This window comes from Commensalibacter melissae (assembly GCF_003691365.1).
Lineage (GTDB): Bacteria > Pseudomonadota > Alphaproteobacteria > Acetobacterales > Acetobacteraceae > Commensalibacter > Commensalibacter melissae.
In genome coordinates, this window is record NZ_CP033087.1 from 221,266 (window position 1) to 242,132 (window position 20,867).

At 38.5% G+C, this 20,867-nt stretch carries 22 protein-coding genes and 3 tRNA genes; 8 read left to right on the forward strand and 17 right to left on the reverse strand.

Annotation, left to right across the window (positions count from 1 at the left end):
- Positions 1 to 46: 46 nt before the first annotated feature.
- The 7 genes from D9V35_RS00900 to D9V35_RS00930 all read right to left on the reverse strand — a co-directional run bounded on the left by D9V35_RS00900 (position 47) and on the right by D9V35_RS00930 (position 7,673).
- Positions 47 to 937 (reverse strand): glycosyltransferase, encoded by an 891-nt coding sequence (locus tag D9V35_RS00900; protein WP_122122920.1) that lies wholly within the window; start codon positions 935 to 937, stop codon positions 47 to 49.
- 140 nt (positions 938 to 1,077) lie between these two features.
- Positions 1,078 to 1,153, reverse strand: a tRNA-Glu gene (locus tag D9V35_RS00905).
- Between the two features lie 55 nt (positions 1,154 to 1,208).
- Complete coding sequence (gene recJ / locus D9V35_RS00910; protein ID WP_122122921.1) at positions 1,209 to 3,014, reverse strand: single-stranded-DNA-specific exonuclease RecJ; 1,806 nt, start codon at positions 3,012 to 3,014, stop codon at positions 1,209 to 1,211.
- Positions 3,015 to 3,029: 15 nt separating this feature from the next.
- On the reverse strand, positions 3,030 to 4,025 hold the full coding sequence (gene glpX / locus D9V35_RS00915; protein ID WP_110439552.1) for a class II fructose-bisphosphatase: 996 nt from the start codon (positions 4,023 to 4,025) through the stop codon (positions 3,030 to 3,032).
- A gap of 27 nt (positions 4,026 to 4,052) precedes the next feature.
- Positions 4,053 to 5,375, reverse strand: coding sequence for a homoserine dehydrogenase (locus tag D9V35_RS00920; protein WP_122122922.1), 1,323 nt, complete (start codon positions 5,373 to 5,375; stop codon positions 4,053 to 4,055).
- Between the two features lie 51 nt (positions 5,376 to 5,426).
- Positions 5,427 to 6,611: an LL-diaminopimelate aminotransferase gene (locus tag D9V35_RS00925; protein WP_122122923.1), complete on the reverse strand. Its 1,185-nt coding sequence runs from the start codon at positions 6,609 to 6,611 to the stop codon at positions 5,427 to 5,429.
- A gap of 48 nt (positions 6,612 to 6,659) precedes the next feature.
- On the reverse strand, positions 6,660 to 7,673 hold the full coding sequence (locus tag D9V35_RS00930; protein WP_122122924.1) for an OmpA family protein: 1,014 nt from the start codon (positions 7,671 to 7,673) through the stop codon (positions 6,660 to 6,662).
- Positions 7,674 to 7,989: 316 nt separating this feature from the next.
- On the opposite strand from D9V35_RS00930, the gene D9V35_RS00935 reads away from it, so the two are divergent.
- Complete coding sequence (locus D9V35_RS00935; protein WP_110439590.1) at positions 7,990 to 8,634, forward strand: ATP-dependent Clp protease proteolytic subunit; 645 nt, start codon at positions 7,990 to 7,992, stop codon at positions 8,632 to 8,634.
- 43 nt (positions 8,635 to 8,677) lie between these two features.
- The gene (locus tag D9V35_RS00940; RefSeq protein ID WP_122122925.1) at positions 8,678 to 9,670 is read left to right on the forward strand and encodes a ferritin-like domain-containing protein; all 993 of its coding nucleotides are present in this window, start codon (positions 8,678 to 8,680) and stop codon (positions 9,668 to 9,670) included.
- A 40-nt stretch (positions 9,671 to 9,710) separates the two neighbouring features.
- Here the strand turns inward: D9V35_RS00940 and D9V35_RS00945 are convergent, their stop codons facing one another.
- Positions 9,711 to 10,754, reverse strand: a complete 1,044-nt coding sequence (locus tag D9V35_RS00945; RefSeq protein WP_122122926.1) for an ABC transporter substrate-binding protein — start codon at positions 10,752 to 10,754, stop codon at positions 9,711 to 9,713.
- Between the two features lie 94 nt (positions 10,755 to 10,848).
- Between D9V35_RS00945 and D9V35_RS00950 the strand changes: the two genes are divergently transcribed.
- Positions 10,849 to 10,924, forward strand: a tRNA-Asn gene (locus D9V35_RS00950).
- Positions 10,925 to 11,212: 288 nt separating this feature from the next.
- Here D9V35_RS00950 and D9V35_RS00955 read toward each other — a convergent pair.
- Positions 11,213 to 12,112, reverse strand: a complete 900-nt coding sequence (locus D9V35_RS00955; RefSeq protein ID WP_122122927.1) for a D-hexose-6-phosphate mutarotase — start codon at positions 12,110 to 12,112, stop codon at positions 11,213 to 11,215.
- 149 nt (positions 12,113 to 12,261) lie between these two features.
- Between D9V35_RS00955 and D9V35_RS00960 the strand changes: the two genes are divergently transcribed.
- Positions 12,262 to 12,819, forward strand: a complete 558-nt coding sequence (locus D9V35_RS00960) for a DUF4385 domain-containing protein (protein WP_122122928.1) — start codon at positions 12,262 to 12,264, stop codon at positions 12,817 to 12,819.
- 94 nt (positions 12,820 to 12,913) lie between these two features.
- Here D9V35_RS00960 and D9V35_RS09530 read toward each other — a convergent pair whose 3' ends face one another.
- The 8 genes from D9V35_RS09530 to D9V35_RS01005 form a co-directional block, all read right to left on the reverse strand.
- Positions 12,914 to 13,033 (reverse strand): M48 metallopeptidase family protein, encoded by a 120-nt coding sequence (locus tag D9V35_RS09530; RefSeq protein ID WP_205910311.1) that lies wholly within the window; start codon positions 13,031 to 13,033, stop codon positions 12,914 to 12,916.
- Between the two features lie 579 nt (positions 13,034 to 13,612).
- Positions 13,613 to 13,687: transfer RNA gene (locus D9V35_RS00975), tRNA-Gln, on the reverse strand.
- Positions 13,688 to 13,759: 72 nt separating this feature from the next.
- The gene (locus tag D9V35_RS00980; RefSeq protein WP_155566284.1) at positions 13,760 to 14,404 is read right to left on the reverse strand and encodes a TetR/AcrR family transcriptional regulator; all 645 of its coding nucleotides are present in this window, start codon (positions 14,402 to 14,404) and stop codon (positions 13,760 to 13,762) included.
- Positions 14,405 to 14,430: 26 nt separating this feature from the next.
- Positions 14,431 to 15,228 carry a pyrroline-5-carboxylate reductase gene (proC, locus tag D9V35_RS00985; protein WP_122122932.1) on the reverse strand — a complete coding sequence of 266 codons (798 nt, stop codon included), beginning with the start codon at positions 15,226 to 15,228 and terminating at the stop codon, positions 14,431 to 14,433.
- A 166-nt stretch (positions 15,229 to 15,394) separates the two neighbouring features.
- Entirely contained in the window at positions 15,395 to 15,748 is a 354-nt protein-coding gene (locus D9V35_RS00990; RefSeq protein WP_122122933.1) for an arginase family protein, read from the reverse strand.
- Positions 15,729 to 16,289 carry an arginase family protein gene (locus D9V35_RS00995; RefSeq protein WP_162988517.1) on the reverse strand — a complete coding sequence of 187 codons (561 nt, stop codon included), beginning with the start codon at positions 16,287 to 16,289 and terminating at the stop codon, positions 15,729 to 15,731. Before D9V35_RS00995 ends, D9V35_RS00990 begins: the two co-directional genes overlap by 20 nt.
- 82 nt (positions 16,290 to 16,371) lie before the next feature.
- Complete coding sequence (locus D9V35_RS01000) at positions 16,372 to 16,704, reverse strand: tRNA-binding protein (RefSeq protein WP_122122935.1); 333 nt, start codon at positions 16,702 to 16,704, stop codon at positions 16,372 to 16,374.
- Positions 16,705 to 16,773: 69 nt separating this feature from the next.
- Positions 16,774 to 17,043 (reverse strand): accessory factor UbiK family protein, encoded by a 270-nt coding sequence (locus D9V35_RS01005; protein ID WP_122122936.1) that lies wholly within the window; start codon positions 17,041 to 17,043, stop codon positions 16,774 to 16,776.
- A 118-nt stretch (positions 17,044 to 17,161) separates the two neighbouring features.
- Between D9V35_RS01005 and rfaD the strand changes: the two genes are divergently transcribed.
- The 4 genes from rfaD to pgeF all read left to right on the forward strand — a co-directional run bounded on the left by rfaD (position 17,162) and on the right by pgeF (position 20,856).
- Positions 17,162 to 18,145: an ADP-glyceromanno-heptose 6-epimerase gene (rfaD, locus tag D9V35_RS01010; protein ID WP_122122937.1), complete on the forward strand. Its 984-nt coding sequence runs from the start codon at positions 17,162 to 17,164 to the stop codon at positions 18,143 to 18,145.
- 30 nt (positions 18,146 to 18,175) lie between these two features.
- Positions 18,176 to 19,003, forward strand: coding sequence for a prolipoprotein diacylglyceryl transferase (gene lgt / locus D9V35_RS01015; RefSeq protein WP_122122938.1), 828 nt, complete (start codon positions 18,176 to 18,178; stop codon positions 19,001 to 19,003).
- A gap of 8 nt (positions 19,004 to 19,011) precedes the next feature.
- Entirely contained in the window at positions 19,012 to 20,025 is a 1,014-nt protein-coding gene (locus D9V35_RS01020; RefSeq protein ID WP_122122939.1) for a class I SAM-dependent methyltransferase, read from the forward strand.
- Between the two features lie 63 nt (positions 20,026 to 20,088).
- On the forward strand, positions 20,089 to 20,856 hold the full coding sequence (pgeF, locus tag D9V35_RS01025) for a peptidoglycan editing factor PgeF (RefSeq protein WP_122122940.1): 768 nt from the start codon (positions 20,089 to 20,091) through the stop codon (positions 20,854 to 20,856).
- Positions 20,857 to 20,867: the final 11 nt, after the last annotated feature.

Below are 20,867 nucleotides of genomic sequence, written 5' to 3' on the forward strand. Positions count from 1 at the left end.
TATTTCGTAAAAAAATGTGTTTTGAAAATGCAATATAGGATTTTATTTAAAAAAGAATATTTTTAACTTTATAATTAAATCCATCTTTTATTCCATTAAATAAATATCTTAAGGATTGGACTCTATTTTTTTGAATCACGCATAAAAGGAAACATGTCATAATTCTGCATAAAGTTGAAGGAAAAGTAAAAAAAGGTTTGTTCCTGTAAATTTTATGGGTAATGATCAGGTTACGTACAAGATAATATAATTTCTTATTTGAAAAAATTTGGGAATGTAAAATAACATCATGTACAAAAATAAAATCTGGAACATACAGAATTTTATTATTTTTTTGTGATAAGTAATATGAAAAAGCCAAATCGTCAAAATAAATAAACAGATCATCTATTATTATATGGGCGTATTTTTTTAAAATGTTTTTATGAATAATGGTTCCTACAAACGAAAAGGTTTGTACTTCACAGATTGCATCAGACTGCGGTAAAAACTGTTTTGGGTTTATTTTATAATGTATTGTGGCCAGTAAAGTTGAGGGTATTTTTTTAAAGGGTATGTTCATGGAACATATTTTATAATCAGGGGTTAATACCCTGCAGCAAAAAATTTGATAATTGTCTTTTTTGAACTGGATAAAATTATCAAGCAAATTCTCAGCTGGATAGGCATCATCATCAAAGAAAAAAATCCAGTCTATGTCTAAAGACGCAATATATTGGGCACCGTATTTAAATCCACCCGCACCCCCAATATTATTTTTCATGCGCAAGATTTGTAGGCGGGATTCTTTTAGAGAGGATAGCCATTGTTCTGTACCATCTGTGGATGCATTGTCAATGACTATTATTGTATCAAATTTAAGGGCAAAAGTTGCGCGTAAACATAATTGTAATTTATTCAGCCGATTGTAAGTTACAATGAGAGCAGCACATTTCATTTATGGGAGAGCCATTTAAAAGAATACATATTTCTTTATATAGCATAAAACAATAGAATAAGTTAAAATAACAAATGGTTATTTAACTTCAGACTAGATATGAATAATATTCGATGCAAATAATTTATGCAATAAATTATTGGCGTCCCGTACGGGAGTCGAACCCGTGTTGCCGCCGTGAAAGGGCGATGTCCTAGGCCTCTAGACGAACGGGACAGAGGCAATGAAGGTTTTAATACATGGGTGTGATCTCTTGGTCAAGTAAAAAATATTAATTTTTTATAAAACTTGCATCTTTTATAAAAAAAGTTGTATTTTCCTTTCCATTCCATTGATTGTTACGTAACCATCCTGCCAAATGAACAGGTCGCCGGTTTTGAGAATCTTCTAAGAATACAGTTATCGGATTCTGATCTGCACGGAAGAGAAGGGCTTTTAAGGATTGTCTTTCTTCTCCCTGAATGATTAACCGTAAGGTATTCCCATCTTTGCCTATCCTGTCCGTACGGATAATGTGTACATAAGACAGGACAATGAGGGGTTCTTCATTTCCATTTCCAAAGGGAGCCAGATTTTCAATCTGTTTGGCCAGTTCAACTGAGGCTCCTGCTGGAGTGATGACGGTTTCAATTTCTAAATCTGCGACAGTCGGATAATGAATGGCCTGGTTTAAATAATGATTAAGAAAATCGTGTAATTTCTGGCCTTTGTCTTTATGATAGCAATAACCGGCTGCCATTGTATGACCTCCTCCCTGGATTAATAAATCAGCCTGTTTTGCTGCGATAATAGCGGCTCCCAAATCTAGGCCAGGAACAGACCGGCCAGAGCCTTTGACGGTGCCATCCTGTAGTTCTGTCCCGATTAAAATTGGACGGTTGATTTGTTCCTTGATGCGGCCTGCAACAATGCCAACGATACCGGAATGCCATTTTGGATTGCTAAGCATAATGACGGCATTACCTTGTCTATATTGTTCCATTGCTTGTTCGGTGGCCTGATCCAATACATCTTTTTCAATATTCTGCCGTTGTTTATTGATGGTATCAAGACGCTCGGCAATCAGTCTTGCATCAAAGGGGTTAGAGTTCGTTAAAAGCTGTAATCCAAGACTTGCTTCGGAAATACGTCCACCAGCATTAATTCTCGGACCTAATGCGAATCCGCAACTAAAGGCGTTGGGTACTTGCGTAATTCCAGCAACATCCAATAAGGCAGCCAACCCTATACGTTCACGTTTTGCTAGGATTTTCAAGCCTTGCGTGACAAAGGCTCTATTTAAGCCTGTCAAAGGCATAACGTCACAAATTGTCGATAAAGCGACGAGATCCATTAATTTAAAAAGATTAGGTTCAGGGTTGGTTTGAAAATAATTTTTTTCCCGCAGATTTCGGGTAATTGCAATGGATGCAATAAAGCTTACTCCACCGGCACAAAGATTGCCTAGTCTGGATGTGCAGTCTAAACGATTAGGATTGACGGTTGCATAAATATTGGGAACGGTCTCTGATTTATGGTGGTCAAAAACGATAAGGTCTGTTTTTTCCTGATTAATCTGATCAAAAACGGAATGAGCTGCGGTTCCACAATCGACACAGATGATAAGGGTTGCCCCTTGTTGAATAAGCTGTTCCAGCGCTTGCACATTTGGACCATAACCTTCCTTGAAGCGATCTGGAATGTATGAAATGGCTTGATTTCCCAGCATGGAAAAAAAGTCGCTAAACAGGGCTGTGGCACAGCCACCATCTACATCGTAATCGCCAAATATGGCAATTTTCTCATGGTTAATTATGGCATCGGCAATACGTGCTGCCGCTTTGTCCATATCTTTTAAACAAGAGGGATTGGGGAGTAATGCTTTAAGGGTTGGGGATAAAAAAAAAGGCAAATTTTCCGTGGAAACCCCTCTTAATGCCATCATGCGACCAACAACCTCGAAAAGGGAAGCTTTTTGAGCAATCGCTTGTGCCTGACGATCTAGAAAATGTTGGTCCAGAGAAGAATGACGCCATATCCACTGGCGTCCTGAAAGACTTTGACTGACATTAAGGACTAGAGAAGAGGTTTCCGACATGGAGATTTGAGGAATTTAAATAGTTGTTTGAGGTTTGTTACGCGGGTCGTGGCAAGCGTTAATGAAACGGATGGTTTTTGATACTGATCTCGTAACTATTGAATTTGTCCATACATGATTTCCTTTCCAGCGTACACCTTTAAGGATATCACCATTTGTAACCCCTGTTGCCGAAAATAAGACATTTCCATTGGCCATGTCATGAAGGGAAAGTTTGCGTTGCGGATCAAGGGGATTCATCTTTCTGGCACGATCAATCTGCTCTTTATTTTCAAAAAGTAGTCTGCCCTGCATTTGCCCATCAAAACAACGTAATGCCGCAGCAGCAAGAACGCCTTCTGGGGCACCACCTGATCCTATGACAATATCAACATTACTTTTTGGGAGACAGGTTGAGATAATGCTGGCAACATCGCCATCAGACACTAGTTTGACATGAGCGCCGGCTTCACGGGCTTTGGCAATAATTTCCTCATGACGCTCTCTTTCCAAAATGCTGAGAGTTAAATCAGAAACATCAACTTTTTTCGCTTTTGCAAGGTTCATTAAATTAGTTTTAACATTATTATCTATGTCAATGACACCTTCGGGGTAGCCCGGACCAATGGCAATTTTGTCCATGTAGATATCAGGGGCATGAAGAAAGTTCCCCTTTTCCGCCAATGCAACGACAGTGATCGCATTGGGCAGATTCTTGGCAACGAGATTTGTTCCTTCCAATGGATCGACAGCAATATCCATTTCGGGTCCGCCAGCCCCAACTTTTTCACCAATATAAAGCATGGGAGCCTCATCCATTTCACCTTCACCGATTACGACGGTGCCTGAAATGGCAACAGTATCAAAAGCTTGCCGCATGCCTTGAACGGCTGCTGCATCAGCTTCGTTTTTCTTGCCAAGTCCAACCCAGTGAAAGGACTTAAGTGCTGCAGCTTCCGTCACGCGTACAAGTTCAAGCGCCAAGTTTCGATCAGAGACGGTATAACCAGATTGAAAAGGAGGCTTATTCATGATTTAAAATTTCCTTGTATGTAATGATTATGGCTCTTCAATGCGGATCATGATGGGTTTTTCCAGAATTGCAGGAAGGTCATAAATTGCTTTTAATGACTTTAATAAAGAACTTTCCTTGTTTTTATGAGTCACAAGTACGATAGGAACTGTATTTTCAGAATCAGTAGTCATATGATTTTTATGTTGCAACAGGCTTCGTAGGGAAACATTGTTTTCTTTGAAAATGGTTGCAATATCAGCCACAACACCTGGTTTATCCTCAACAATAAGACGTATATAATAGGCTTTGTTAAAATCCGAGTTGGGGACAAGTGTTGCGGGACGGAGTTCATTCCAGTCCGTTCCCCACATCGGTATTGTATTGCCTCTGGCGATATCGATGATATCAGCGCAAACAGCCGTGGCGGTTGGGCCTTCGCCAGCTCCGGCACCTTCAAGCATCAGATAACCTGAAAATTCGCCTTTTGTTCTGATGGCATTAATTACGCCATTAACACGGGCCAAGGGAGAGGACTGAGGCAAAAGTGCGGGATGAACACGTAATTCCAGTTTGTTTTCTGAATGATATTGTGCCATACCCACCAATTTAATCGTGTAACCCAATTCTTGGGCATAATGGATATCATGTGGAGAGATGTTTCGAATTCCTTCAACAAAAATATCTTTGAAATTGAAAGTATACCCAAAACCAAGGCTTGCCAGAATGGCAAGTTTATGAGCGGCATCAAGTCCATCAATATCGGTGGATGGATCAGCTTCGGCATATCCAAGTTGCTGAGTTTCCTTTAGGATGTCTTCAAAACCCTGTCCAGTTCTTGTCATGGTGGTCAACATGTAGTTACAGGTTCCGTTTAAGATTCCGCCAATTTCAATCAGGCGATCTGCCGCCAAGGCTTCTTTGATGGTTTTAATAATGGGAATTCCACCTGCAACGGCAGCTTCAAAAAGTAATGGAACATTTTGACTGGCAGCCATTTTGGCAAGTTCGTTACCGTGCAGAGCAATCAGAGCCTTATTTGCTGTAACAACAGCTTTTTTATTTTTTATTGCTTCACAGACAAGTTCATAAGCCGCTCCATTTGCACCGCCGATCAATTCAACAACAACATCTATATCAGGATCAGTTGCAAGATCTAACGGATCTTCGTACCATTTAAATGTTGTTAAATCAATATTTCGATTTTTATAACGGTTTTTGGCATTCACGGCATGGATGCGGATCGGGCGTCCAGCACGGTTCGTTATAGTTTTTTGATTATTTTGCAATAATCGTAACACGCCAATTCCTACGGTTCCAAGACCAGCGATTCCAAGGTTTAAGGGTTTATTAACCGAAGGATTATCCATAAAATTTCTCCGAGCAAGATATATATTTTTTCTTAAATAAAGATAGTTGGGCTATTTAGAATAAGCCTGCATGAAATGTTTTATTGAACGGCAGGCTTGTCTCAATCTTTGGGTATTTTCCACCAGACCAATTCGAACATGATCGTCACCATACTCACCAAAACCAAGACCAGGGGCGACAGCAACCTGGGCTTCCTTGAGAAGGAGTTTGGAAAATTCAACACTTCCCATTGATTTAAATTGTTCAGGAATGGGGGCCCATGCAAACATGGAGGCTTCAGGGGAAGGAACATTCCATCCAGCTGAATGCAACCCTTTGATTATGGTATCCCTTCTTTCTTTATATAGGGTCCGAATTTTTTCTATATAATCCTGGGGATTGTTCAGGGCTGCCGTTGCGGCAACTTGAACTGGTGTGAAGGCCCCATAATCTAAATACGATTTGATTCGGGTTAGTGCAGCAATCAGTTTTCTGTTACCGGCGGCAAAACCGATACGCCAGCCAGCCATTGAGTAGGTTTTAGACATGGAAGTAAATTCGACAGCGATATCTTTTGCTCCTGGTATTTCCAAAATGGAGGGTGGAATTTTCTCACCAAAATAAATTTCAGCATAAGCCAAATCAGAGAGAATCCAGATTGATTCTTTTTTTGCAAACTGAACGAGATCACGATAAAAATCCAGTTCTGCCAAATAGGCGGTGGGATTTGAAGGAAAATTGACGATAAGGGCGGTGGGTTTCGGAATGGAATGTTTAACAGCACGATGCAGTGCTTCCAGCATATGTTCATCTGGTTTTGCAGGAATTGAGCGAATTGCAGCACCAGCGATAATAAATCCAAATTGATGAATGGGATAGGAAGGATTGGGAACAAGAATAGTATCGCCAGGACTGGTGATTGCAGAAGCCAGGTTTGCCAATCCTTCCTTTGATCCCAAAGTCACGATTGTTTCATGTTCAGGATCAAGGGTGACATTAAAACGTCTTTGATAATAATTTGCGAGGGCTTTGCGTAGGCCGGCAATTCCACGACTGACGGAATAACCGTGGACACGGGGGGCAGAGGTTGTTTCAATTAATTTTTGGATAACATGTTCAGGGGGACGGCTATCTGGATTTCCCATACCCAGATCTATAATATCTTCTCCACGTGCTCGTGCGGCCTTTTTAGCGGCATTTACTTCAGCAAATACATAAGGTGGCAAGCGACGAATACGATGGAATTCTTCTGTCATGACATAGACTCGTTTGAATAGAATAAATTGAAATTAAAAAAGAAAATACTAATTGTCCATACGAATCCGAACGCCGTGTCCAAACGCATAGGCCCGGATTACAATAGCGGATTCTGGTACATTATGGGCGATTAATAATTTTGCAACTGTTTTTGCACGTAGCAAGGCAAGTGAAACCGCCGCAGTTTGTGTATCGGGGTCAAGAGAGGTTGTGTCACCATATCCGTGAACAAAAACGGTTCTGCCTTTTCTTTGCCAGGCAATATTATTTATTATATCTTCTTGTTTGGCATAAGGCGTGTCGGAATCAATCGGAAAACGTATAAGCGTTCCTGTTGGTTCCTTAAAGGATAAACCTGAAGGATGGGATGGAGGGGGAAGGTTGATGTCCGGTGGGACATCAAAATCAGGGAAGTGGGATGGAGGGGGAGGATTGACGGGAATAGAGGGAATTACAACATTTTGTTCATCAATTTTTGCCCTAAGTTCTGGCATAAGCACGGGTTCGGTTTTATGGGATTCGACAGTCTCGACTGGTTTAACCGATTTTTCTTTTTGATTGATCGTGTTGTGAATATTCGAGTTCTGGTTTGGTTGAGGTGGCTCTCCTGCCGCATCAAAATTCGCAGAGGATGCGAGATTTTCCGCAGGTTGCATGTTGGTGTTCTGACCAGGTTGATTATTGACAGGTTTGGTTTGAACGGACGATTTTGCAGGTGGGTTATTCTGCTGTGCAGGTAATGGAGGAATATCAGGAATAATAATTGGGTTTTTTACATTCTGCCACTGTGTCTCATTTCTATCCTGTGAGAGAGAATCTGTGATTGCATTACGTAAATCTTGGGAGGGCAGAGGAGGGGAGGCTGTTGGTGTCAACCCTACATAGGGATATTTCTGATCATTTCCCGGAACAGGCAGCCTAGGTTGAGATACAATGCCGCCTTCTATATCATGATATGCGTTTACGGGGGCTTTAATAAACACAGATTGGGAGCATCCCCCCAGACAGAAGAGATTGAAAAATAAGATATATCGTAAAATTGGCTGCTGGATGGAAGACACTCTCTCTATACCCTTAATTTATAAAATAAAAACATATTTGATGAATTTTATAGTGTTTATAGGTTTTTTCTTAATACGCTATTTTGTTTCCATAATATAGATAAATAATCTTTTCCCCCTGATTTATAAGATAAATTGCAGATCATAATACGTGTTGTTGTTGTAAAAATAATAATTTTACAGGCATATATAAAAAACTGGCCAGTGAATAAAAAAAATTTTCATTTATCAATGTAGGGTGTATAAAAAATAGAGTAAATAAAATAAAAATTGTTTTTTTGAAAAGATAATTTAAAGGAAGATATTGGTGAAGCTTATGCAGCTTTCAGATGGTGGACAAAAACATTTCAGTGACAGTGATCCAGATGATGAAGAGAAAAAGGAGGATAAAAATTTCCCTGAGGCTGGTGCAAATAATGAATTGGAAAATAAACTTTTCAAAGAACGTACAATTCTAATTTTTGGTGAAGTGAATGACAAGCTTGCAAGGGAAATAAGCGGGCGTTTGTTGGCCTTGGCTTATGAGTCGTCTAAGCCGATCAATATTTATGTCAATTCACCTGGCGGTCATGTGGAAAGTGGTGATACAATTCATGATATGATCCGTTTTGTGGACAGCCATGCACCGATTAACATGATTGGTACAGGATGGGTCGCATCGGCAGGGGCCCTGATTTATGCCGCAGGACGTAAAGAACGACGTTTCTGTTTAGCCAATACACGTTTCTTATTGCATCAGCCAATGGGTGGGGTCAGAGGACCGGCGACGGACATTGATATCGAGGCCAGGGAAATTATAAAAATGCGTGAACGTTTGAATGCAATTTTTGCAAAAGAGACTGGACATTCTTATGATAAAATTGCCAAAGATACCGATAGAAATTATTGGATGTCTGCCCAGGAAGCCATCAAATATGGGCTTGTTAACCGTATCATCCATAAATTATCAGAACTGAAATGATTTAAAAAATTAATGATTTTAAAAGTAAGGAGTCGATTTGGAAATGTCTGACTTGGAAGCAATTTATACGCAATTACCTGAAGATTTACATACCTTGCCTCAGCCAAAATCAGATAAAGAGCTCGAGGAGATGAATTATCGAGTGCGCCATTGGATGAGTAATATTCCAGGCTCGATTAAAATCGGTAGTAAAGAGCATAGGCAAATGGTATGTCAGATGTTCCGTGAGACTTTTAATCCTTACAGACCAACTTTTATGGACTGGCCAAAGCTTACCGATCAGGAAATTGATCGTTTAAAATCGTTGCCTATTTGGGATATCGCTGTGCAGACAGAGGGCAAGGCCCGTTTGAGGATGGCTGCCTATGTCAAAGAAATTATGGATCCAGAATGGGCTGATGCCATTGCACGAAATGCGTGGGAGGAAAATCGTCATAAGGAAGTTCTTTCTGATTTGGTCAGGTTTTATGGTATCCCCCTTGCATCAGAGTCCCCTTATTCGGTCCCAAAAGATCCGGAATGGGCCTATTTGGTAACAGGATTTAGTGAATGTTGGGATAGTTTTTATGCCTTCGGTTTGTTTGCAATCGCAGAAAAGTCTGGATTTTTCACGAAAGAACTGATTGAAACCTTTGAGCCTGTTATGCAGGAAGAATGTCGCCATATCCTTCTATTTGCAAACTGGTTGGCTTGGCATCGTGCGAATTTGCCCTGGATAAAACGTATCTTGTTTGAACTAAAAGTTATCGCTGTTCATGCATTTTTGGTTTACGAACGGATCGGTTTGATTAAAACGATGGATGCAGAGGGAGAGGAGCATTTCCAAGATAATAATTTCACGATTAACGGAGTTGCTGAGCTGGGTAATGAAAAAACGACCCTTGCTGATTTTCTTCGCTTATGTCTTTCAGAAGATGATCGTCGTTTTTCTGGTTATGACCGTCGTTTATTACGTCCAGAAACAGCACCCTTTTTGACAAAAATGGCTCTTTGGCTTCTTCCTAAAAAGCTGCTTAATAAACAATTGGTTGGCTGAACGTTGGTCTGGGTTAATGCCTCATTATTTTAAGGAGGCATTAAAGTGTTACACAAAACTGCTTGGCGATACGACCCGATTTCAGGCTGTTGGGGACTTGACCCAAAAGTTTGAATTCATCGATATATTGGGCAACCTGCTCCCACAAGTTATCATTTATTATGGCCATATTTCTGTTTTCATTCAAAAACATTTTTAATATTTCTTCAGGTCTCATTTTCTGCCATTCATCAGTTAGGATTTGACTGGCTTCCTGAATATGCTGTGATTGCCATACGGAGGCATTTCGAATTGCTGTTGCAAGATATTTGAGTGCAAGTGGATTGGATTGTTGAAAATGATTTGAGATTCCCAAAACATAATTGATTCTTTGACTCCAGCTACCTGTCTGGCTCCCGGCAAGTTGGAACAATTTTTTATTGTTATGATGAAGAATTCGCCAGATAAAAGGGTCAGAACCTATTAATGCCTGTATTTGACCTGATAAAAGAGCAGGAAGTAATTCATCTTTTTCCAGTTCAACCCATTTAACATTCAAATCCGGATTTATGCCTTTACGTCTTAGAAGAATAGAAAAGAATAGTTTTTCTTTTTCGGAATGAGGTTGAATTCCAATGGATAGATTTGCCAAATCCATCAATCTTTGGATTTTTTGTTTATGTGTAACCAATAACCGAAAATCCCCACCATTTAAACCAATCATTAATTTTCCACCTTCAGAGCGGGATTTAAGAAGTTGTGGCAGCCAGTCCAGAATGGATAAAATAGCCGCATCACACTGATTGGTCTTGAGTAGATCGAAAATCTGGGTTTTATTTTTAATGTTGGCAATGGGATCAAGGTTTATTTTGTAATGTTTCAGAAAACCTTTTGTCTGGGCAATGGTGAGAAGCTGGTTTTCTTCATTCTTTAGGTATGCAATACGAATCATTTGTGGTGAGATATCCTGAGGCATTATCTCGGGATCATGTTTATTAATGGAATGATATAATCCCATTCCTGTTAAAGAGCCTATTGCCCCTAGTCCAACCAGTAAATTACGGCGATTAAAAGATTTTTTTGTTTTATTTGAAAAAGGGGTCATAGAGCAAATTCTAGAAAATGAAAAAAATTGGATTTTATACAAAAAAACACTTTACCATTAATTTTAAATTAGGTATACAAAGTCTACCAAATGATCCCGAATAGCTCAGTTGGTAGAGCAAGCGACTGTTAATCGCTCGGTCGTAGGTTCGAGTCCTACTTCGGGAGCCATCTAATTTAAAAGATGTGCAAAAAATAAGTTGATAAATTATATCACCTAATAAATATCATTCCTGTAAAATTGGCTATTATTCTTGACGTTGATAATTTGGAGCAGAGTCAATTGTCAAATCTGTTTAAAAGTTAGCCGATAATTAATAATGATACTATTATTAAATAGTATCATGGGTTATTGAATGCAGTGGGCATGAATATGTATTATTCATTAATGGATATATATGGATATTAAATGAAGACCATAAATTTAAAATATATACCCATTTATTGAATCATTGAAAGTTATTGGCGCTCTGTAACATGTATAGACATTTCTATCATGTCTTTTGTCTTGGGTTTAATAATTTGCATTTGATTCAATAGTGTTCCAACTTCAAGGCACATCACTTGATTCCATAATGATGCAGGAAATTGATCTAAGGTTTTGGCTTGTTCTTTCCAAGGTGTCCATAACACGGCAGAATGTGAGAAAGGAGCTCGGATGATAATGTTTCTTTTCCATATAGGATCAATAATAGTTATTTCAGAGGGAACATCACTGTAAATTCGATCAACGGGACCAGTTAAATGGTGAAAGAATTTTTGTATGCCTGATTTCTGCTGACCCAATGCATTTTGTTCTGTATAGGTTAGATTTTCCAATCCATGAATATGGATATTACGGATATCACTGACATGGAAATAGTTATGTAAAGCCTGAGTTATGGCAATATCCTGGTTACTCTTGTTTTCAATATGAAGTTGTATGCTTAAAATCTCATTAAAACATATAATGAATTTCAATTCCGTTTCATGTGGCCATTCCGGAGTTAATGTTGGTGAGGTTTGTAGACTATTAATGATAATGATCCCTGATTTTGATGCATCAAGCTGATGATTTTTCCATTCAATGCAACGTGCAAAGCCATGCGATAATGCGGGATGAGTTATGCTATGCATATTTTGGACTATTGAAGGATTGGCTTTAAGATGACCGAACCAGGGCCAGCATAACGGGATGCCACTTCTTATGGCTTTGCCATCCTGATAGGTAGCCTTTGAATTTCCCCATAAAATATCCGGCTTTTTAAGAGATTCATAACGTATGATCTGAGCTCTTTTAGGAATATAATCGAGAAATCTGTCTAAAAAATGTAAACGTAAGGCTTCATAGGGACCATATTGAATTTTTTCAATTTTCATTTTCTTCCATTGAAATAATATTGATGATTAAAATGACCTACTTGCTATAAAAAAACAAATAAGACAATTTAGGTTTATAGTCCTAATAAATCTATAAGCCAAAACATATAATGGTTGTTTTTTAATGATGCAGAATTTGGGTGGAATAAATGAACAAAAGAAGTGATTTGATTCCATATTGTAAAAATCGTGTCGTTTCGTCCAGTTTTGATTATTCCTTGAATTTTGGAAAAATAGATTTTCGCAAACATCCTGAATATTATCGCATTGGCAATGGAGAACAAGGAGTATTGCTGGTCGAGCCATACAAGTCAGAAATATTGCCTTATTGGCAATTTGCGACTGTTGAAAAGGCAAGGGAAAGCAGTGAAAAGATATATCAATTATTTTTGCAGTATTTGAAACAAGAAGATTTTGTTGGGGCTGATATGGCGCGTAAATTTCTGCAGATGGGTTATACGCGTGCCCGACGTTATGCTAATCATAAAGGTGGCAAAAAATATAATGGATTTGTTCCCAAAGATAAAAAGGGTTTGAGTGGATCTCATGGTCGTCAGGAGTTACCCAAAGGTTTTGAGGATCCGATTAAGGCAAAAGCGGCATCAGTTTTTAAACAGAAATGGAAACAGGCAAGAGAACATTCAAAATATAAAAGTTTGAAAGAGAATTTTGTAAAAAAAGTTTCAAAAACAGCGGTCAATAATTAAGGTACTATAAAGGTTTTTGCTCTTTTCCAAGAATATAACCATTTTGTTTTAAGTGGGTATGCCAATATTTTTCAATTTGGCATAATCATGGTAATTATTTGGTAAATTTTTTACTGTGGTTAAATTCAGCTGCATGGCACAGCTCATGGAGGATAACATAATCAATGGCGGCGGGATTTGCCTTGATTAGATGTTGAGTTAAGGTAATGATCACATTATTTTTTTGATTATAACTACCCCATTGATTTTTCAATTCGTAACAAAGGTGGTTTATTTTGCCAATCAATTTAACAAATTCTTGATTTTAAAAGAGAAAGACGTTCAGAAAAAACCTTTAAAGCCTCAAATTTATATTAGTTTTGAAGCATGCTATAGATTCTTGACGGAAAATTCTCTCGAACTGTTATTGCAATATGATGATCAATTAACTGGATAGTTTGTGCCTGATTGGTTATTTTAAGAATTTTTAAAGGATAAAGGTGTCCTAAATAAAGATGTTTTTCATGATTGATATACTGGTAATGGGATTCTTGAAATATAGGATTGGTGTAAATTCAGTTCTTATGATAATCCAGAATTTCAAGAACACGCTGATGGGAAACAGATGGATGAGCCTTTATTTTGATAATTTTATCTGTAGTGATTTCAAGGGTAATTCTGTTCCTATTATGATTATGAGTTAGATGAAGCTGACAGTTGAATTTTTGATTATTACAAGAAAAATCAAAATGTTTGACAGGATAATCCAAAATAAAACAGATTTTGAAGGGGACAATTATATCATAATACAAGATGGCTGGGGTGGGAGGATTCGAACCTCCGCATGGCGGAATCAAAATCCGCTGCCTTACCGCTTGGCTACACCCCAAGGTTTGTTAAAGCATCTTTTAAAGGAGTTATTAGGTTTCGTAAAGAGGAAAAATAAAAAATTTTTTAAAATTTATTGTTGGTTTCCATCTTTATCTGAATAATAGGAATTATCCACTTGATTCTTCTTTTTTCCATTTTGATCTGTTACAGTTCTTTGAACACAATAACGAGCAAATTTTCCAGCTTTTTTAAAGCTTTTATCTAATGAAGCCATGGTTTGGGATAAATCTGAGCTTTCATCTTTTAACCAGATACGCATATTTAGCGCCCAAATGGCTGTCAGTCCCTTTATACAAGCAATTCCACGTAGGCCGCTTGTGTTGATTTCCGCTGCTTCAGCTAGCCATTTCATACTGTTTTGAATGGCTATCTGTAGAAGAAATGCTAATGGAGGGTTAAGGGGTAAGGAATGAATTGCAGAAATCAAACCTTGTCGATATTGTTGGAACGTATCAAACCGTTCCATAAAAAGATCGAATAAATATTCAGGAACGGGTTGATGCTGGTAGGATTGTTTCAATGCAGCCTGATCGGCGAGACGGTTCAGATAAAGTAAAAGGGAGGATTTGCAAGGGAATAATTTTCGTGCCATATCAAGCGAAACATTACAGCGTCGTGCCGCGTCACTTAATGACATGGCGTTCCATCCTTGTTCTGCTGCCAGATCCATGGAATTTTTTAAAATACGGTGGCGTATTTCTTCATCAGACATCATCAATCTCCTATATTGCTTTTGTTATTTTATGAAGATAAAGCCTTGGAACGATCTGCAGCTGCCTGCAGGGCCTTAGAAAGAATATGGGGCCATGCATCGGGTTGAATTAGAACATTAACAGCTTGTTCTGTTATCCCGTTAGGGGTCGCAACATTTTTTCTTAGTGTTTCCGCCTCTTCCCGGGAATGATTCAATAATGCGGCAGAGCCAATTACGGTTTGTCTGGCTAAAAGACGTGCCAGGTCTTCTGACAATCCTTTCTCTTGTCCTATCTTTTGTAACAATTCCGCTAATAGGAATATATAGGCGGGCCCACATCCAGCAATTGCTGTGGCGATGTCAATTTCCTGTTCTGTATCAAGCCATGCGATTTTACCAATGGCATTAAATAATCGTTCTGCAATTTGTTTTTGATCCGATTGCGTTTGGGAGTTGGCAATCATGCTGGTCATACCTAATCCTAATTCCGAAGGGGTATTAGGCATAACTCTGATAATAGACTGATGATCTCCGAATTGTTGTTGTAACCAAGCAAGCGTTTTCCCGCCAAGAACGGAAATAACAGGTATATTTTTACACCATGGTTTTAAATGGGGGATAAGTTCGGCAGCTTGATCCGGTTTGACGGCAAGTACAACAGCTTCTGGTTGAAACGTTTTTGGAACATCCTGAATAGTATGTGCCAATTGATGTGGAGTAACTAGATCGAAATCATGTCGATTAACAATGAAAGAATGATTCAAGCCTTTTTTTATCCAGCCTTTTAACATGGCTTTCCCCATATGCCCGCAGCCAATCATTAAAAGGGAGGGAAGTGATGACATAATGAATTCCTCGATCAATAGTGAATAAAATAGGATTGTTTCTTTGTATATGGTTGTAAGAATTCTAACATAAAAACGTTCAAATAAAAATATTTGTACATTGTCAGAAAAACCATATGTATTTAACAAAAATTAGTATTAAATAATTAGTATAAACTTTAATATTTTATTTCATGAAAGAAAATTGTTCCATCATTTTTTTTAAGTTAAGTGCGTCCCGAGGCATGTGTTTTGCAAAAGTTATTCCGGCTATATCCGTTACGAGGGAAACATCCTGGATGATTTTGCTCAATTGGGGAATGGTCATTTCCCCTTTTACGTTATTAAAGGCTTGTGGTGAGATGGGATTATTTGAAAATTGCGAATAAAAAGATCGGGGATTAAGGACATCAACGTCCACATGTATTGCAAGATGCTCAAAATTGTTTTTTCTAATCCATGCCAAAATGGCTTGATTATCTGGGGTAAGATCAGGACTGGCAATGGTTTGCAATCCTAAATCATGTACAATTTTTTTCATAGGCATTGTTATAATTATGAATGCCAATGATTAAAACCTGGTTGGCTTTAAAAGTTAATCTGACTTCATTTGCAAGATATGGATCACCTTTTCCCAATAAATTTCCCAAAACCATTGCATGTTCTCGATCAAAATGTTTGGGGGTGGAAATATCGGGATGGGAATCAATCCATAACAACCCTATTTTTCTGTTATAATGTCTATTGAGATAGGCAAAAGGCGCCTGGCTAACAATACAAGTACCGCCGAATGTAATAATCCGATCAGGTTCGTGTTCATCTATAATTTTTTGCGTTGCTTTTAATTGATGAATAATGACATCTTGCCAAACAACACCATTTTCCCTGGTTCTTTGTTGTTGATGATAAGGTTCAATGGGAACTTCAACAATCGGGGATGTATTATTTTGGGGAGCTAAGAAAGCTAACAGACGAGCTCCCAGGGGATAGATCTCGCCGGAGGGTTGACTGTCATAATCTCCACTTTGCCATTCTGGAATTAGAAGTCTTAGGGTTTTGCAACGTTCAGTTTTATAAATCATAATTATTTTTCTTGTCTGAAAATTCAATGGAATTAAATTATTGGGCAAAAAGGAATTATGGATCAACAAGATGAGGTAGAATTCAAGATATTTTTGTACCGTTAGGCACGGGGCGTTCCACGGTTGTAATAACGATTCCATCTTCTGTTTCAAAACCTGTTAGTAAGAATTGCGAACGAAAAGGACCAATTTGTTTTTCAGGAAAATTAATAATTCCTATAATTTGTTTATGAATCAAATCTTCGGGCTGGTAGAGTTTAACCAGTTGAGCGCTTGTTTTAAGCTTGCCATAGTGTCCAAAATCAACCCATATTTTATAGGTGGGTTTACGGGCTTCAGGAAATTTTTCTATTTTTATAATGGTTCCAGTTACCATTAAAATTTTTTCAAAATCTTTCCATTCTATTAAATCCATCAATAAAATTTCCCTGGATTGATCAATATAAAAGGGGTTTTAAATATCCCCCTGTTAAAATATTTACGATTAAATATTTGCTTTTTTTTCTAATTCTGCGATTTTTTCCTCAAGTTTTTTGACATGTTCTTCTAACTTTTCTTGAGCGGCACGGGTACGGCTGGCAATTTCTGTAACAATTTCAAATTCATCACGTCTGACCAGTTGAAGGGTTGACAAAACCTCATCAACCCGTCCCTTGACAATGGCAGCAATCTCTTCCTTGATACCACTGAAAACAGAAAATACACTGCCAGAAGCATGAGAGGCATCGTCAAATATTTTTTTTGGATTAGGCATGATTTTTCCTTATTATTATTTCAAAATTAGTAAATTAGTATAAGTTAATCTAATACGTTATCAAAGTTATAATATAGCATGTTTTTTTTAATTTATAATTTATGTGTATGAAAACAATATGATTATTATCACTGGTGCAACAGGGTTTATCGGTTCTTGTTTACAGGCCAGACTCTATGATTTGAAAGAGAAGACGGTTGTAATTGACTGGTTGGGGGATGAGGGAAAATGGCGCAATATTGCAAATCATGTGCCAACAGATTTAATTTTTCCTGAATATATTGATGATTTTCTGGTGCAGCATTGCAAAGTAATAAGGGCTGTCATTCATTTGGGTGCAATTAGTGAAACAACGGCCCGTGATGGGGATCTGGTTTGGAAAACCAATGTCAATTTGTCAAAAAAATTATGGCATTGGTGCGCTTTGAATCAGGTAAGATTTATTTATGCTTCATCTGCCGCAACCTATGGGGGAGCCAATCAGCTGGAGGAATTTACAGATGAACCCAACCATATTGCAGATTTAAAACCCTTGAATTTGTATGGGTGGTCCAAACAGGTTTTTGATCGATTTGTATTGGAACAGGTTAGGAATCATCAACCTGTCCCCCCGCAATGGACCGGATTAAAATTTTTTAATGTATATGGACCAAATGAATATCACAAGGGCAAGATGATTTCAGTTGTAAAGGTCAAATTTGATGATATTCAGAAAGGAGGTGTTCCCCGTTTATTCAAGTCTGATCGCGATGGTTTGACAGACGGTGCCCAGGCCCGTGATTTTATTTGGGTTGGGGATGTTATTGAAATTATTTTATGGCTTTTAAACAATCCCGATGTAAATGGAATATATAATTGTGGTACCGGACAAGCTAGAACCTATCTTGATTTGGCATATGCCGTCTGTGATGCGGTTGGCTGTAAAAGAGAGGTTGAATTTATAGATATGCCCCAGAGTTTGCAGGGACAATATCAATATTTTACCCAAGCTGACATGACACGTTTGAAAGTTGCCGGATATCAACGGGCATTTACTTCATTGGAAGAAGGTATTTCAAAATATATTCAGGGTTATCTTTTACGGCCAGACCCTTATTTATAAGGTCATATTTTTTAATGAAAGACAGGTTTTATGTCATCTCCCTTGTATTATCCTAATTTTGATCCTGTTATGTTGCATATCGGCTCCTTATCGATACGTTGGTACGCTATGGCCTATATAGCAGCATTGCTTGCCGGTTGGTTTTTGGTAAGACGATTGGTTCAAAGGGAACCCGTGGTTGCAACTGTTACACAAGTTGATGATTTTTTAACTTGGGCGACGTTGGGCGTTATTTTGGGGGGACGTTTGGGATATGTTTGCTTTTATCAGCCTGCTTATTATTTAACGCATCCATTACAGATCATTCAGGTATGGCATGGAGGAATGTCCTTTCATGGTGGTGCTTTGGGGGTTATATTCGCCTTAATAATATTCACCCGTTATAACCGTTTAAGTTTTCTTGGTTTTTCTGATCGTGTCACAACCGTAGTGCCTATGGGACTAGGATTTGGAAGATTGGCAAATTTTATTAATGGGGAGCTAGTGGGTCGTGAAGCTCCGGACTGGCTACCCTGGCGTATGATTTATCCCGGTGTTGAAGGTGCAAGACATCCATCTGAATTATATGAATGTTTTTCAGAAGGTGTGTTGCTATTTTTTATCATGCTTTGCTTGATTCAATGTAAAGCCATTCGAGAGCGGCCAGGATTTCTTTCCGGTGCGTTTCTATTGGGGTATGCCATGGCACGAAGTGTTTGTGAGTTGTTTCGTGAGCCAGATGCTTTTTTGGGTTACTTTGCTTTTGGTTTGACGATGGGGCAAATTTTATGTATCCCAATGGCGATTGCCGGGATATATTTCATTTGGCAGTCTTATCAATTGCCGAAATTGCAAAATTTGACAGTTTCTGAAAAGTAAAGGCAGAAATGAAGAATTGTTCAGAAATGCGATTGGATCAATTTATGGAAAAGGCAAATGCCGCCTATTATGAAAAAAGGGATCCATTTTCTGATTTTATTACTGCACCTGAAATTTCACAGATTTTTGGTGAATTGATCGCGGTTTGGATCATTACGGTTATTCGGTCTATGCCCAAACCAGACAAATTGGCAATCGTGGAGGCCGGGCCGGGCCGGGGGACGCTCATGATGGATATTTTAAGAGTTCTATTCCGTTCGGCCCCTGATATCTGCCAATATTGTACGGTTTTTCTGATTGAAACCTCGTCGCGTTTACGTCAAATTCAAGAAAATACATTGAAAAATTATGAAATTGAAATTCAATGGCTTGATTCTGTTTATGATATCCCGACTTTACCCCTGATTATGGTGGCGAATGAATTTCTTGACGCTTTACCCATTCGTCAGTTTATTTACAGGGGCGGAAAAAAATGGGATGAGAATTATGTTTCCCAAGGAAATATGTTTCATAAGTCTATATCCCAACTGCCTTTTTCACCTGTATTCCAGCGCCATATAAAGGTTGGTGACACTGTAGAGGTAAATGAAGCCGGACAGGATATTGTACAATATGTTTCAGCACATATCTGTCATTATGGGGGGGCGGCTTTATTTATTGATTATGGGTATTCTTCCCAGGTTTGGGGAGACAGTTTACAGGCAATTGCAAACCGAAAAAAAGTCTCTCCTTTTGTTCCGCCCGGAGAGGCTGATCTAACCGCTCATATAGATTTTCCTTCCTTGAAAGAAATTGCAGAAAAACAGAATGTGACTGTTTACGGGATACAAACACAAGGTGCTTTTTTAAAGCAGCTTGGCATACTGATACGGGAAAAAATCTTATTGGATCATGCACCGATAGAACAACGAAATGAAATTCGGTCTTCTGTACAACGTTTGATTGACCCTACAGAAATGGGGGATTTATTTAAAGTTATGGCAATTTGTAACGCTGAGTTATGTGCTCCACCGGGTTTTTAGGAAAACAAACTATACTTCTTTATATTTCAAAAACAAGGCTAATTTAAAAGGGTTATAAATTTCATGAACTGTAAACCATTGGCCATTCAGCATTCCTTATTGTCGAATATTGTTCGGCATGGTTTTTTTACAAGAATAGGTGGGGTTTCTCAAGGAGAATATACTTCGTTAAATTGTGGTTTGAAATCAGGTGATAACCCTCATTTAATTATGGAGAACCGTAAAATTGTTGCTGAGTATATGAAGGTATCCCCGAATTATTTGTGGGGAGGGTTACAGATTCACAGCAATAAAGTTTTATGGATTACAAAATCCAATTGTATACCTGTTGAGGGGGATGGAGCCGTGACGACCGATCCTGATATTGCTATTAGTGTTGTTACAGCTGACTGTGCCCCTGTATTATTTAGTACAAAAACTGGTGATATTGTTGGGGCAGCTCATGCAGGCTGGCGGGGCGCAGCATGTGGAATTTTAGAAAATGTCGTGGATCAAATGGAGGCTTTGGGTGCGGATAGACAGGATATCATTGCTGTTGTAGGACCCTGTATTGCCGTGACACATTATGAAGTGCGGGAAGACATGCGTAATGAGGTTTTGAGACAGGATCCAGATGGAAGAGTTTTTTTTACCCCCGTTCGTGAAGGATATTATTTGTTTGATTTGGGTCGTTATTGTATTGATCGGTTAAGACGTAAACATGTGGGTATTGCGGCTATAACAGGAAGGGATACATTTATGGATACCACTCATTTTTTTAGTAATCGTAGACGTGTCATGGAACGGAAAGCGGTGTTTGGACATCAAATTTCAACAATTGCCTGTCGTTAATATTCGTAAGG

What these genes read in the sequence shown, in the direction of transcription:
- D9V35_RS00900 (WP_122122920.1), bottom strand. Translation starts at nt 937, where the DNA reads ATGAAATGTGCTGCTCTCATTGTAACTTACAATCGGCTGAATAAATTA.
- recJ (WP_122122921.1), bottom strand. Translation starts at nt 3,014, where the DNA reads ATGTCGGAAACCTCTTCTCTAGTCCTTAATGTCAGTCAAAGTCTTTCA.
- glpX (WP_110439552.1), bottom strand. Translation starts at nt 4,025, where the DNA reads ATGAATAAGCCTCCTTTTCAATCTGGTTATACCGTCTCTGATCGAAAC.
- D9V35_RS00920 (WP_122122922.1), bottom strand. Translation starts at nt 5,375, where the DNA reads ATGGATAATCCTTCGGTTAATAAACCCTTAAACCTTGGAATCGCTGGT.
- D9V35_RS00925 (WP_122122923.1), bottom strand. Translation starts at nt 6,611, where the DNA reads ATGACAGAAGAATTCCATCGTATTCGTCGCTTGCCACCTTATGTATTT.
- D9V35_RS00935 (WP_110439590.1), top strand. Translation starts at nt 7,990, where the DNA reads ATGCAGCTTTCAGATGGTGGACAAAAACATTTCAGTGACAGTGATCCA.
- D9V35_RS00940 (WP_122122925.1), top strand. Translation starts at nt 8,678, where the DNA reads ATGTCTGACTTGGAAGCAATTTATACGCAATTACCTGAAGATTTACAT.
- D9V35_RS00945 (WP_122122926.1), bottom strand. Translation starts at nt 10,754, where the DNA reads ATGACCCCTTTTTCAAATAAAACAAAAAAATCTTTTAATCGCCGTAAT.
- D9V35_RS00955 (WP_122122927.1), bottom strand. Translation starts at nt 12,112, where the DNA reads ATGAAAATTGAAAAAATTCAATATGGTCCCTATGAAGCCTTACGTTTA.
- D9V35_RS00960 (WP_122122928.1), top strand. Translation starts at nt 12,262, where the DNA reads ATGAACAAAAGAAGTGATTTGATTCCATATTGTAAAAATCGTGTCGTT.
- D9V35_RS00980 (WP_155566284.1), bottom strand. Translation starts at nt 14,404, where the DNA reads ATGATGTCTGATGAAGAAATACGCCACCGTATTTTAAAAAATTCCATG.
- proC (WP_122122932.1), bottom strand. Translation starts at nt 15,228, where the DNA reads ATGTCATCACTTCCCTCCCTTTTAATGATTGGCTGCGGGCATATGGGG.
- D9V35_RS00990 (WP_122122933.1), bottom strand. Translation starts at nt 15,748, where the DNA reads ATGAAAAAAATTGTACATGATTTAGGATTGCAAACCATTGCCAGTCCT.
- D9V35_RS00995 (WP_162988517.1), bottom strand. Translation starts at nt 16,289, where the DNA reads ATGATTTATAAAACTGAACGTTGCAAAACCCTAAGACTTCTAATTCCA.
- D9V35_RS01000 (WP_122122935.1), bottom strand. Translation starts at nt 16,704, where the DNA reads ATGGATTTAATAGAATGGAAAGATTTTGAAAAAATTTTAATGGTAACT.
- D9V35_RS01005 (WP_122122936.1), bottom strand. Translation starts at nt 17,043, where the DNA reads ATGCCTAATCCAAAAAAAATATTTGACGATGCCTCTCATGCTTCTGGC.
- rfaD (WP_122122937.1), top strand. Translation starts at nt 17,162, where the DNA reads ATGATTATTATCACTGGTGCAACAGGGTTTATCGGTTCTTGTTTACAG.
- lgt (WP_122122938.1), top strand. Translation starts at nt 18,176, where the DNA reads ATGTCATCTCCCTTGTATTATCCTAATTTTGATCCTGTTATGTTGCAT.
- D9V35_RS01020 (WP_122122939.1), top strand. Translation starts at nt 19,012, where the DNA reads ATGAAGAATTGTTCAGAAATGCGATTGGATCAATTTATGGAAAAGGCA.
- pgeF (WP_122122940.1), top strand. Translation starts at nt 20,089, where the DNA reads ATGAACTGTAAACCATTGGCCATTCAGCATTCCTTATTGTCGAATATT.